The organism is Clostridium magnum DSM 2767, from assembly GCF_001623875.1.
Classification (GTDB): Bacteria; Bacillota; Clostridia; order Clostridiales; family Clostridiaceae; genus Clostridium_AM; species Clostridium_AM magnum.
The window spans coordinates 95,101-107,803 of sequence record NZ_LWAE01000003.1; the positions used below are offsets into that span (position 1 = coordinate 95,101).

General features: G+C 31.5%; 13 protein-coding genes. 4 read left to right on the forward strand and 9 right to left on the reverse strand.

Features of this window, described 5'->3' with window-relative positions; genetic code table 11:
• The first annotated feature begins 568 nt into the window (after positions 1-568).
• The 4 genes from CLMAG_RS13890 (at position 569) to CLMAG_RS13905 (ending at position 4,400) form a co-directional block, all read left to right on the forward strand.
• A complete protein-coding gene (locus CLMAG_RS13890) occupies positions 569-1,462 on the forward strand; it encodes an acyl-CoA dehydratase activase-related protein (protein WP_066623385.1) in 894 nt (297 codons plus the stop codon).
• 1 nt (position 1,463) lies between these two features.
• Positions 1,464-2,561 carry a 2-hydroxyglutaryl-CoA dehydratase gene (locus CLMAG_RS13895; RefSeq protein WP_066623391.1) on the forward strand — a complete coding sequence of 366 codons (1,098 nt, stop codon included), beginning with the start codon at positions 1,464-1,466 and terminating at the stop codon, positions 2,559-2,561.
• Positions 2,542-3,501: an acyl-CoA dehydratase activase gene (locus tag CLMAG_RS13900; RefSeq protein ID WP_066623393.1), complete on the forward strand. Its 960-nt coding sequence runs from the start codon at positions 2,542-2,544 to the stop codon at positions 3,499-3,501. The genes CLMAG_RS13895 and CLMAG_RS13900 overlap by 20 nt, the downstream gene beginning before the upstream one ends.
• Before the next feature lie 587 nt (positions 3,502-4,088).
• Positions 4,089-4,400, forward strand: a complete 312-nt coding sequence (locus CLMAG_RS13905; RefSeq protein WP_082831933.1) for a hypothetical protein — start codon at positions 4,089-4,091, stop codon at positions 4,398-4,400.
• A gap of 388 nt (positions 4,401-4,788) precedes the next feature.
• Here the strand turns inward: CLMAG_RS13905 and CLMAG_RS13910 are convergent, their stop codons facing one another.
• The 9 genes from CLMAG_RS13910 to CLMAG_RS13950 form a co-directional block, all read right to left on the reverse strand.
• On the reverse strand, positions 4,789-5,271 hold the full coding sequence (locus CLMAG_RS13910) for a metallophosphoesterase family protein (protein WP_066623395.1): 483 nt from the start codon (positions 5,269-5,271) through the stop codon (positions 4,789-4,791).
• An 82-nt stretch (positions 5,272-5,353) separates the two neighbouring features.
• Entirely contained in the window at positions 5,354-7,519 is a 2,166-nt protein-coding gene (locus tag CLMAG_RS13915; protein WP_066623402.1) for a type IA DNA topoisomerase, read from the reverse strand.
• A 384-nt stretch (positions 7,520-7,903) separates the two neighbouring features.
• The gene (locus CLMAG_RS13920) at positions 7,904-8,110 is read right to left on the reverse strand and encodes a DUF1657 domain-containing protein (protein ID WP_066623405.1); all 207 of its coding nucleotides are present in this window, start codon (positions 8,108-8,110) and stop codon (positions 7,904-7,906) included.
• A gap of 97 nt (positions 8,111-8,207) precedes the next feature.
• Complete coding sequence (gene spoVAE, locus CLMAG_RS13925) at positions 8,208-8,561, reverse strand: stage V sporulation protein AE (RefSeq protein ID WP_066623411.1); 354 nt, start codon at positions 8,559-8,561, stop codon at positions 8,208-8,210.
• A gap of 21 nt (positions 8,562-8,582) precedes the next feature.
• Positions 8,583-9,584 (reverse strand): stage V sporulation protein AD, encoded by a 1,002-nt coding sequence (spoVAD, locus tag CLMAG_RS13930; RefSeq protein ID WP_066623416.1) that lies wholly within the window; start codon positions 9,582-9,584, stop codon positions 8,583-8,585.
• Positions 9,585-10,064 (reverse strand): stage V sporulation protein AC, encoded by a 480-nt coding sequence (gene spoVAC, locus CLMAG_RS13935; protein WP_066623418.1) that lies wholly within the window; start codon positions 10,062-10,064, stop codon positions 9,585-9,587.
• Positions 10,065-10,077: 13 nt separating this feature from the next.
• The gene (locus CLMAG_RS13940; RefSeq protein WP_066623424.1) at positions 10,078-10,938 is read right to left on the reverse strand and encodes a DUF421 domain-containing protein; all 861 of its coding nucleotides are present in this window, start codon (positions 10,936-10,938) and stop codon (positions 10,078-10,080) included.
• Between the two features lie 12 nt (positions 10,939-10,950).
• On the reverse strand, positions 10,951-11,157 hold the full coding sequence (locus tag CLMAG_RS13945) for a DUF1657 domain-containing protein (RefSeq protein ID WP_066623426.1): 207 nt from the start codon (positions 11,155-11,157) through the stop codon (positions 10,951-10,953).
• Positions 11,158-11,274: 117 nt separating this feature from the next.
• A complete protein-coding gene (locus CLMAG_RS13950; RefSeq protein ID WP_066623427.1) occupies positions 11,275-12,690 on the reverse strand; it encodes an FAD-binding oxidoreductase in 1,416 nt (471 codons plus the stop codon).
• Between the last annotated feature and the right edge of the window lie 13 nt (positions 12,691-12,703).

The window sequence follows — 12,703 nt, forward strand, 5'->3', positions numbered from 1 at the left end:
ATACAAAATACAAATTCGTCATTATTTAACTTAAAATTCATTTTTGAAAATCCGTTAATATTTTTGATATTTAATGTATAAAATTGTAATTTAATCTTTCTTATATTTCTACATAAGAATTTCAATTGATAATATTCTCAATTAGTTTCTCAAAATAACCTTGCAGTACAAATGAATTTTTTTCTGCAAATATTTTTTTCTTAAACCAAATTAACTTTAGGTAAAATGTGGATATTTTTTAATTTATCATATTTCCACAATTTGGTGATAAGTTTGTGGAAGCAATTTTCTCTTTTATCCCCTACTCTTCCCTATACGGAAGGCAACAATAAATAAAATGTATTTTTTTGAATTATTTGGTTTTGCATAAACATAACTAGTATGTCTTTTATTTAAAAAAAATTAAATTAAAAAAACTTTTATCCTATTTATGTACAATCTAAAAATTCTATAATGAATTTTATCGTACAAATCCATAGTAAATTAAAATGAATAAAATTTATATAATAAGGCAAAATATACAAATGTGAGTTACATAATTTTATTATTTGTTGAAGGAGAATTATTAATGAGAGTTGGTATACCTAAAGGATTATTATATTACAAATACTATCCTTTTATAGAAAGTTACTTTACAGAGCTTGGTGCAGAAATTATAACCTCCCCTGATACTAATAAGGAAATATTAGATTCAGGAGTTAAGTATTGTGTAGACGAAGCGTGTTTACCAGTTAAAGTTTTTCACGGACACGTTGCTTATCTGAAAGATAAGTGCGATATTATGTTTATTCCTCGCATTATGCAGATTGATAAAAAGGAATTCATTTGCCCAAAGTTTTGCGGGCTGCCTGAAATGGTTCTAAACACTATACCAGGGATGCCTAAGACCATTATTTCTCCTATTTACGCTTCATCAGAAAAACAACTAAAGAGCTGGGCAAGAAATGTAGGCTTATTATTTACTAAAAATTATTTAAAAATTGATAAAGCCTACAAAATATCTCTAAATAAACAAAAGGAATATAAATGCAGTATAAAAAATGAAAACTTTAACTTAAATGTAGCACTAGTAGGTCATCCCTATAATATTTATGATAATTTTACAAATATGGATGTAGTAAAAAAACTAAATAGACTCGATATAGGTATAATATCCGAAGAGAATATCGAAACTGATATTATAAATAATCAAGTAAAAGATCTTTTCAAAAAGCCCTTCTGGTCTTTTGCTAAAAATTCTTATGGCTTCTCAACCTATCTAGCGGAAAATAATAAAATAGATGGAATAGTATACATTTCATCCTTTGCCTGTGGTATAGATTCCGTTGTAATAGAACTAATTAAAGATAGATTAGGTGATTTTCCTCTTTTGATATTAAAAATAGATGAACATACTGGCGAAGCTGGTTTTGATACAAGGCTAGAAGCCTTTGCTGATATGCTAGAAAGGAGATGTGGTTAATATGAAAATAACGTTTCCCCATCTTGGTAATGCATGCTTTGCTATAAAAGCTTTATTAGATGGATTAGAAGTTGATTATATAATACCTCCGCTAAGTAATAGAGATGCATTAGAAATAGGATCGCTACACTCTCCAGAAGAAATATGTCTGCCTTTCAAGATTATGATTGGTAATTACATACAAAGTATCAAACAAGGAGCTGATACAATTTTATTTGTTGGTAGTTGTGGCCCCTGTAGATTTGGAGAATATTGCGAGCTTCAAATGAACCTATTAAGAAAATTAGGCTATAATCTAGAGTTTATAGTTTTAGATGCTCCAAAGGATATAGGTATAAAAGAGTTATTTAATAGGATTGGCAAAATAACAACAAATAGTAGTAAAAGCACTGTTGAAAAACTTAAGATATTGAATTACGCAAATAGCATTATTCACTTAATAGATAGAATTGAAGAGAAAGCTAGATTTCTTTCAGGATACGAAATAAATAAAGGCGAATGCAAAAATCTTCTAAATCAATGCAAAACTGAAGCCTTTAAATGCAATAGTCCTGAAGAAATGTTAGTTCATTTTAAAAAGTATGAAAAAAAAATTAGCAATATACATATTGATAAAAGAAAGGATCCAATAAAAATTGCTATAATCGGCGAAATCTATACGATTATAGAACCTTTTTCCAACCTTTACATAGAAGATAAACTTATGGACTACGGAGTTTCGACTAAGAGACACCTTTCTCCTAGTTGGTGGCTAAAAAATCTTACTCTATTGCCTTTAAAATTAAACTCACTGGATATCAGAAGAGCATCTAGAGAATATTTACCACTCTATATCGGAGGGCATGCAAGAGAATGCATTGGTGAAACAGTACTTGCAAAAGAAAAAGGTTTTGATGGTGCAATTCAGATATTTCCTATGGGATGCATGCCTGAAATTGTTTCCAAAGCCATCCTCCCCTCAATATCGAAGGATAAAGATTTTCCTATTTTAACTCTAGTCGTTGATGAAATGACTGGAGAAGCAGGTTATATAACTAGGATTGAAGCATTTTTAGATTTGCTTGAAAGGAGAAAAGAAAATGTATTATATGGGAATTGATGTTGGTTCTGTCAGCACAGATATTGTAATTGTAGATAAGAATATCAATGTAGTAGAATCATTATATCTAAGAACAAAAGGAAGACCAATAAACGCCATTCAAGAAGGTTTTAAAATATTAAAAGAAAAGTTTTCTAATAAGGAAATTATAGGGGTTGGGACTACTGGCAGCGGAAGGCAAATTTCTTCTTCAATAATAGGTGCAGACGTAGTAAAAAATGAGATTACAGCTCATGCAGTTGCTTCTCTAAACACAGATAACTCAGTTAAAACTATTATTGAAATTGGCGGACAGGACTCTAAAATAATCTTACTAGACAATGGCATAGTTACTGATTTTGCAATGAATACAGTATGCGCAGCTGGAACTGGTTCTTTTCTAGATCGACAAGCAGAGAGGCTTGAAATACCCATCGAAGAATTTGGAGACTACGCTTTAAAGTCTACTTATCCAGTTAGAATAGCTGGAAGATGTGCTGTTTTTGCCGAATCTGACATGATACACAAACAACAGTTGGGATATAGCGAAAATGACATCATCCGTGGTCTTTGCGAAGCCTTAGTTAGAAATTATCTTAACAATGTAGCTAAAGGAAAAAATATAAAATCCAAAATTTTCTTTCAAGGTGGAGTTGCAGCAAATATAGGAATCAAAACTGCATTTGAAAACGCTCTAGGATCAGATGTAACGGTTCCTCAAAACTATAAAGTAATGGGTGCAATAGGTTCTGCAATCTTAGCTAAAGAGTATTTAGAAAAAACTAATAAAGCAACAGCTTTCAAGGGCTTTGACTTAGCTGATACCAAATTCGTTTCAAAAAGCTTTGAATGTGAAGGATGCTCTAATAGATGTGAAGTAGTAAAAATACTTGGCAGCAAATCAACTGTAGGATTTTTTGGTGATAGATGTGGTAAATGGAGCGGTAGTGTTGCTGTTTAGCATGACTAACTTGACGTAAGACTCCTACTTCTTCAAGTGGGAGTCCAACGTCAAGTAAGCCATGCATTCGCAGCTCTAAAATTCAGATCGGATAAAAGAATCCTCATCTGAATTAAGATCTTGCTTCAAATAGCAACCATAATATTTATAATTTTGTTTTAAGTATGGTAGTATACTCACCTTATGATAGTTATATTTTTACCTATTATTTCATAGGATTAACTAATTCTATTATTAAGGGGTAATTATAGTGCCGGATAAAGGTAAAAGCAAAAGTGGTTCGACTAAAAATGGTGATAAGAAATCTAAGGGATCTAAGAATACTAAGAAAAAATAATTTATAAGGGATGTCTCAAAGTAGATTTTACATGCAACATATAGTATTAAATATCTTCAAACAAATACTATATGTTGTTAAATCTATAAATCTTGAGGTATCCCTTTGTTTTGAAAATTATACTAATACTCTTACTTCTATTCAATTACATAAATTGAAACCTTCACTAAACTCTACTGATTTTTGGAATATAAATTATGAATAAAGAAAAACTAAAGAAATAGACTAATCTTAGAAAGGATGTTTTAAATTGAATATTGAAGATACTTTAATATGTCCTAAATGTAATAGTAAGCATTTTAAAATGAAACGACAAGCAACCTACGTTTATACCTATGAACTTAATACACCTGAATCAAATATAAACAGTAATAAAGAGGATTCTCTCCCCTTTCTGTTTGATAATAGAGAACAAACAGAGTCGCTGGAATATTTAGAATGCGATTCTTGTGGCGCACACTACCCCTGCCCTTTCTTTACTGATAAGCAAAAAATTGATCTTACTATTTTACGAAAAGCTATTAGAGCTGACCATCAGAGCGAACCCGAATTCTTCGGATAAATTACTCTAGAGTTTATGTCGGTACAACATATCAGTAAATTAGATAATCAAAAATATTAAAAAACAAGTAAATTCTAATAGATAAAAACAAAGAAGATAGAGAATATGCATAATTAACATATAAAAGTTTTATTTTTTTATTTTTTAAAAGAGAAAGTATAAAAATATACGGGAAAACACTTTTGAATTGACTGAAATATGATTTTTTAACAATATAAAATTTCATATTCATTACCAACTAAGGATAACATGTTTTAATACCACACAATAATCTAATAATTTTTATGTTAGGTTGTTGTGTGGTATTTTTTATTGGTTAAGCTTAAATTTACTTAACATTGGAATTATTTACATAATATTTATTATATATACTAAGAATATTCTATTATTATTTAAACGGGTAGTCATCGGATAGATGAATCAATTCTGCAGCCATAGAGTTACTGCTGATTTTCAATACCGCTGCGCTAACTGGCAATTTAAAACGCCTAGGACCTGCACTTCCGGGATTTAAATATAAAACCTGATCCCGAGTATAGTTATGAGGTTTATGTGAATGACCGCTAATAACTACTCTTAATCCAGTTGCAACAGGATCTAAGCTTAGATCGTCTATATTGTGAATAATATAGATAGTAACATCTCCTACCTCTACAACTTCACTCTCTTTAAGTTCATCTGACCATGTTCCTTTATCACAGTTCCCTCTTACAGCCACAACTGGTGCAATTTCTCTTAATTTCTTCAATACATTCAAATCCCCAATGTCACCCGAATGAATTATAAGCTCACACCCCTTAAGAGCTTCAATTGCTTCCACTCTTAGTAGGCCATGAGTATCAGATATTACACCTATTATATGTTCCTTCATAAGTATCACCTACCATGTCTAATTTTTACAATAAAATATGTAGTTTATTATGAATTATAATTTAGCAAATAAACAGTTAGTTTTAATCAATAAATTCAAGTTTCCAATTATAATATCCGGTCTCCTTATTTTTTTCATATCTTAAGTAAGCAGTGAAAATATTCCCTTTTTTACTTACTAAATTTCTAAATCCAACTTTTCCGTTTTTCAGTAGTAGTTCTACCATCTCTTTCGTTACCTTCTTATTAAATGACTGAATATACTTATCATCTTTCCAAATAGTATATTTGCATCCATTTTTCCAATTAGAACAACCAAACCCTTTGTTACCTTCGATTATTGGATTACCACATTCAGGGCATTTTCCGATTTCAACAGAACCTTCTGGAAGTTCAACTTTAAACTTATGAAGTAATGAAGTATCTTTTTTAATTTCATTCACTGACTTAATTGTAAATTCACAAATTAGTTTTAGAAAATCAGATTTATTAAACTTTTGTTTTTCTATATCAGATAAAGTTTTCTCTAATCTACCTGTATATTCAAGATCCAATAACTCCTTAGCAGGAAAAATTTCTACAATAGTCTCCCCTAATTCCGTACACTTTAAACTCTTCCCTTTTGTTGTAATGTAGCCAATATCTTTGAGCTTTTTTATAGTTTCTGCTCTAGTTGCTGGTGTTCCTATACTAAAACCGCTTAAAATGGCATTCATCATTTCCTCTGACTCTTCTTCGCTATCTTCTTTATAACTTTTACCGCAAGTCTCCATTACTCTAAGTAGAGTTTTTTCTGTATGATATTTTGGTGGTTTTTTAGTAACTGCACTCACTTTGTTATCTACTACACTAAGAATTTCATCTTTAATTACGAGAGGAAGTATAGTATCTTTTGATTCAATTTTTTCTACTACTCTCCACCCCTCTACGATTTGAACCCTACCTTTAGCAACAAATTCTCCTGGAATCTTTTCATCATATACTTTGATAGTGATTTTAGTTTCTTCAAACTCTGCTACTGGCATAAATTGCATTATAAATCTATTTTTAACTGCAGTATAGACTATTTCTTCATCTTTACTAAGATTTTTAGGTATAACATATGTAGGAGTGATCGCACTATGACTCTCAACCTTTGAATTATCAAAAACTCTTTTAGAACTATTAAACTTTATATCTTTCTCATATGGTAGTCCTTTTTTTAAAGTTTCCAATACCTTCTTTGCCTTATCTTTTAAACTTTCTTCTAATACAACACTAGCTGTTCTTGGATAAGTAATAAACTTCTTTTCGTATAAACCTTGAGCTACCTTTAAAACCTTATCTGATGTCCAACCTTTGTATTTACTTGTAACATATCCTTGTAAGTTTGAAAGGTTAAATAACGGTGAAGGGTACTCTCTCTTTTTTTCTATTTCTTTATCAACTACAATTGCACTTTTATCTTTTAATACTTTAGAGACTTCATCTAAGTATTCTTTAACATCAAATTTTTCACTACTATTCTCATAATAAAGTCCTTCAAATTCTACGTTGGCTTTTGTTTTAAAGTTTGCTATCAATTTATAATATGTTGATGCTTGAAAGTTCTCTATTTCTTTATCTCTATCATAAATAATTTTAAGTGTTGGAAGTAAAACTCTTCCTATATTAATAATTTTATTATCTTCAAAGCCATACCTTAGGGTAGCAACTGATGTAAGATTAATACCAATAATCCAATCAGCCAATTGTCTGCCTATACCCGCATCTTGCAAAGGTTGCATCTCTAAATTTAACTTTAAATTACTCATGCCTTTTTTCACTTCATCTTCTGTCCATTCATTTAGCAGCAATCTGTAAATGGGCTTTTTCACATCTAAATATAAAAAAAGTTCATCGGCTATAACTTGACCTTCTCTATCATAATCCGTTGCGGATATAACTGCATTAACATCCTCTCTAGTTATTAGATTTTTTATTATTCCCAACTGTTTAGCAGCACCTTTATCTTCAGCATTTCTGTTATAACTATCGCACTTTACTTTATATTTAAATTGTTCTGGTATAAAAGGGAATTTATCCATTCTCCACCCCTTCATACTTTCATCATAATCTTTTGCATCTAAAAGTTGTAATAGATGTCCAAAAGCCCATGTAACTAAATACTCTTCACCTTCAAAATACCCATCATTTCTTTTCTTTATTTTAAATGCATCAGCAATATTTTTTGCAACAGATGGTTTTTCAGCAATTATTACTTTCCTCATATTCATCAACCTCTTTATTTCAGTAGTTAAAATCCGTCCTTTAATCTAACTATTTTAAATGATTTTAAATAAGAATTCAAATTTAAAATTCAATATGTATTAATATAGTATAAATAAAAAAACAAATAGAGATATTGGTTTTGATAGACATGCCAATATCTCATAACTTAATTATACCAAAAATATTATAAATGTACAAATTGACAAAATGAAAAGTCTTAAACTTTAGTTCTTATATAACTGCAACTTATAATTTAAAACTCATACGGAAACTTTTTGCATACCAATTGCTTTTTTCCACATTATTAAGAACAAAATTTTATACAAAAACCTATGTATATTTTTGTATAAATCATTTATTACAAAATTGCAGTTATATAATAATTACTGTTGCTTATATTGAGGTTCTTGCTCTTCAATATATTGCTGTCTGCCTTTTAAAACTTCAAGTGCAGAATCTAAGTTTTGACCAATTTCTTGAAATTCTTGTTTTGCTGTCTTATCTTCAGTTTGTAATGCAAATGTCTTCATAGTAGCTGCTGCACTTTGAATTCCAGCAATTGCTTGCTGCATCTGAGTTCCTACTGTCATGATACACACCCCCCTTCAAGAGAATAAATAAAAATTACTGCATATATTTATATATTCTTAGTAATTTCACAAAATTTATACTTAATTTTATTAGTAGTTACCCCTTTGGTTTAAATACTAATGCTGCTATAAATCCAAAAATTAATGCAGATGAGATACCAGCACTAGTAACTTCAAATATCCCAGTGAGCACTCCGATTATTCCATATTCTTCTGCTTCCATCAATGCTCCTTTTAATAAAGCATTACCAAAGCTGCTAATAGGTACGGAAGCTCCTGCTCCTGCAAGTTTCACTAATGGATCATATAGTCCCAAACCGCCTAGTATAGCTCCTGCAACAACAAGAGTACAGGTTGTATGTGCTGGTGTAAGCTTAAATACATCCATCATAATCTGTCCAATAACACATATTCCTCCACCTACTATAAAAGCCCAAATAAATTTTTCCATAATGCTATAAACACCTCACCTTTACATTTCTATGGATACTGCATGGGCAACACCAGGTATACTTTCTTTTTGTTGATATGACATTGGAGACATCAATGCTCCAGTTGCTACTATTAGTATTTTCTTTAAATTTCCCTTACGCATTTCATTTAAGAAATGTCCATAAGTACTAGTAGCAGCACACGCACACCCACTACCTCCAGCAAAAACCGGCTGGTCATCCTTATATATAATAGCTCCACAATCAGTTAGTACATTTTCCGGTATTTTTATACCATGTTTGATTAATAGATCACCAGCAATTGAATGGCCTACTGAACCTAAATCCCCAGTGGCAATAACATCATAGTAGGATGGATCGATATTTAAGTCTCTAAAATGCGCTTCGATAGTATCAACTGCAGCGGGGGCCATAGCCGCTCCCATATTAAATGGATCAGAGATACCCATATCTATAACTCTTCCTATAGTAGCGGATGTAACTTTAGGACCACTTGTATGTCTACCTATTACGGCAGCACCCGCACCTGTTACCGTCCATTGTGCTGTAGGAGGTTTTTGTCCTCCATATTCCGTTGGATATCTAAATTGTTTTTCAGCTGCTGCATTATGGCTGGCAGTTCCACATACCACGTATTCAGCAGCATTACTATCTATCAATTGAGCTGCTACCGCTAGCCCTTCCATAGAACTGGAGCAAGCACCAAAAATTCCAAGATAGGGTATAGCTAGGGTTCTAGCTGCAAAGCTGCTAGTTATTATTTGGTTCATTAAATCTCCACTTATAAAAAAGTGAATATCTTCTTTTTTTACATTTGCCTTTTTTATTGCTAAATCGCAGGCCTCTTCTAATAATTTTTTTTCAGCCTTTTCATAGCTATCTTGGCCTAACCATATGTCCTCATGAAGAATATCAAAATCTGCAGCAAAATTACTTTTTGATTCAAAAGGACCTCCAACAGCAGCAGAAGCTAAAATACTAGGTTTAGAGTTAAAAATCCAAGATTGATGACCTTTTATCATTTACATCCCGCCTAACCATTTAATAATTACTGAAATAATAGAGACTACAAAAGCTGAAAAAACTCCAAAAGTAATTACCGGTCCCGCTATCTTAAACATATTGCCACCTACACCTAACACATATCCTTCACTTTGGTGTTCGATAGCAGCAGATGCAATAGAGTTGGCAAAACCAGTAACAGGAATAGCGGTTCCTGCTCCTGCAAATTGAGCTATATGATCATATACACCTAATCCAGTTAAGAGAACTGAAATCATTATAAGCACTGCTGAAGTAGGATTTCCCGCTGTTGTTTCAGTAAAGTTAAAATATTTTATAAACATAAATTGTAATCCCTGACCAAATGCACATATACTCCCTCCAACAATAAAAGCTTTTATACAATTTATCAAAGCTGGTCTTTTAGGCTCCCTTTCTTGAGCAAAACTTTGATACTGTTGTTGAGTAGGCGTCAGTTTTTTCTTCTTTTTACTCGACATTTAATATCACCCTCTATCGTAATAAATATGGCTTAAGTTTTTCCATCACATTTTTTAATTTGTTAGCATTATTTGTATACATAGCCTTTGCCTTTTGATTTTCAGTCTCCAATGCATAGGACATAAGATCAGCCTGAGCCTTTTCTATGTTGGCGTAAAGAAGTTCTCTTACATTAGATTGCGGAATTTCTATTATGTCATCAAAAAGATCTACATAAAGTTCTCCGCTAGAATCTACTTGCCCTATAAACACATTATCTAGAGTCACTCCAATATTTTCTAATTGTGCATTAAGCCATCCTTGGTTAAATCCCATGTTGCTTAAGGATTCATTAATTACATTTCCATCTAAAATTACTGTTTGAGGCGCACCTTGGGGTGAAACCTTTATTCCAAGATCATGTGGAGTTACCGGTTTTTTATCTGATTTTAAAACTACATTTATATCTCCTGTTGATTCCATTACTGCAAATTCTACATCTGCCAAATTAAAAGCATTTTTAGATCTCATTTCCCTCAAAAGATCTTCCCCTGAAAATCTTACTTGACTTAAATTATCTTCCATTACTTTGCCTTCTTTTACTAGGATTGTTTCCTTACCATTTATCAAATCATAAACAACTTTACTTTTCATTGATAAATAATCTAGTAACACAGGAAGGACAATCCATACAGCTAAAGCTACAATTCCAAAAGCCCAGTTTGAAATTATATTTACAGATACTAGAGAGACTAGAATTGCAATTACTGCATAATTTATAAAATTAAATGGTGTCATTTTACTGGTATATTTTTTGCCCATAATTTTTATTAAAATCAAAGTCAAAAAAAATAGACCTATAGATTTAAATAATACTATTAACCAAGTTTTCATATTTGCCTCCAATTAATTTCCTTTATATTGGGGTTCCTGAAATTCCACAACCCTTAATCTTCTTTCTAAATCTTGAACAACTTCATCGGTTGCTTTTAAAGCTTCCTTGTATGCAAGTTTAGCCTTTCTATCTTGAGTTTGTATGGAATACATTCTTAAGGTACTTTGAGTACTCTTTAAACTAACCAATGTCTGTTTAACTTTAGAACCAACTGTCAATGCACTCAACCTCCTCTACTTAAAAATTACTACTGTTTCTAGTTTTACGCTTATTTTTGTTTTTATTCGCAAATTAACTAAAAAAATACCAGAGCGCTTTAAACGCTCCGGTATTTTCTATTGGCAAACCTTGCCTGGGTTTAATATATTTTTAGGATCAAATGCTAATTTAATATTCTTCATTAATTCTATATAGTCATCACCATATTGTTCGAATAAATATGGTTTTTTAGCGTATCCTATTCCATGTTCTCCTGATACTAATCCGTTTAATTCAACAGACTTTTTATACATACATTCAAATACTTCACTTAATTTCTTTTCCCATTGTTCTTGTGTCATATCATCTCTTAATGCATATACGTGTAAATTACCATCTCCAGCATGTCCAAAGCTTCTAATTCTTATATCGAATTGTGCTTGAAGGTCATCTGTATATTTTATAAAATCTGCTACTTTATTTCTTGGAACAACAACGTCACATTCATCCATTTCTGTTGTTGTAGCCTTAACAGCTTCAAGGAATGCTCCTCTTGCTGACCATACAACTTCTTTTCTTTCATCTGTATCTGTAATATATACATCTAAAGCACCTTCTGCTAAGCAGATTTGAGCTACTTTGTCATAATCTTTTTCTATGTCTTCTTTGCTGTTACCATCGAAAGTTAAAAGCAAGTATGCATCTGATGAGTTATCTGGGAACTTCTTTCCTAAAAACTCTTCAGCAGCAAGTATAACTTCTCTTTGCATGAATTCTATGGCTGTTGGTATTGATTTTGATTTTATAATCTTTGGAACTGTATTTATCGCAGTTTCAAGATTTGGGAATGGTATAAGTAAGCTTATAGCTTTCTTTGGTAATGGTAATAACTTAAGTACAGCTTTTGTAATTATTCCCAAAGTTCCTTCTGATCCACAGATTAAATCTTTTATGCTGTAGCCCGAACTATTTTTTACTACTTTTCCACCAACTTCTATTACTTTTCCTGTCGGAAGTACTACTGTTAACCCTCTAACATAGTCTCTTGTAACACCATACTTAACAGCTCTCATTCCGCCTGCATTAGTATTGATATTTCCTCCTATAGTTGCTGATTTTTCACCTGGATCTGGTGGATAGAACAAATCATGTTCCTCAACATATTTACCTATTTCCATTAAAAGAACCCCTGGTTCTAATGTTAATGTTAAATTCTCTTCATCTATTTCTAGTATTCTATTCATTTTAGCTAAACTAATCATAATTCCACCATGTATTGCAACAGAAGCTCCAACTAATCCAGTTCCTGATCCTCTAGCTACTACTGGTATATTGTTTTCATAAGCATATGTCATTATTTTTGATACTTCTTCTGTACTTAAAGCCTCTACCAAAACTTCTGGCATTCTACTTATTCCACCTAATTCATCATGACTAAAATCTTCATTTATATCTTCTCCAGTAAATACTCTATCCTCACCTAGTAATTCCACTAAAAATTTAACATCTTTTTCATCAAGTTTTTTATATTCATTTTTACAATTACATGTCATTTTTCTTACCTCC

Coding starts and splice junctions, on each gene's coding strand:
- spoVAD (WP_066623416.1), bottom strand. CDS start 9,584: ATGATAAAAGGTCATCAATCTTGGATTTTTAACTCTAAACCTAGTATT.
- CLMAG_RS13915 (WP_066623402.1), bottom strand. CDS start 7,519: ATGAGGAAAGTAATAATTGCTGAAAAACCATCTGTTGCAAAAAATATT.
- CLMAG_RS13920 (WP_066623405.1), bottom strand. CDS start 8,110: ATGACAGTAGGAACTCAGATGCAGCAAGCAATTGCTGGAATTCAAAGT.
- CLMAG_RS13950 (WP_066623427.1), bottom strand. CDS start 12,690: ATGACATGTAATTGTAAAAATGAATATAAAAAACTTGATGAAAAAGAT.
- CLMAG_RS13900 (WP_066623393.1), top strand. CDS start 2,542: ATGTATTATATGGGAATTGATGTTGGTTCTGTCAGCACAGATATTGTA.
- spoVAE (WP_066623411.1), bottom strand. CDS start 8,561: ATGGAAAAATTTATTTGGGCTTTTATAGTAGGTGGAGGAATATGTGTT.
- CLMAG_RS13890 (WP_066623385.1), top strand. CDS start 569: ATGAGAGTTGGTATACCTAAAGGATTATTATATTACAAATACTATCCT.
- CLMAG_RS13895 (WP_066623391.1), top strand. CDS start 1,464: ATGAAAATAACGTTTCCCCATCTTGGTAATGCATGCTTTGCTATAAAA.
- CLMAG_RS13910 (WP_066623395.1), bottom strand. CDS start 5,271: ATGAAGGAACATATAATAGGTGTAATATCTGATACTCATGGCCTACTA.
- CLMAG_RS13940 (WP_066623424.1), bottom strand. CDS start 10,938: ATGAAAACTTGGTTAATAGTATTATTTAAATCTATAGGTCTATTTTTT.
- spoVAC (WP_066623418.1), bottom strand. CDS start 10,064: ATGTCGAGTAAAAAGAAGAAAAAACTGACGCCTACTCAACAACAGTAT.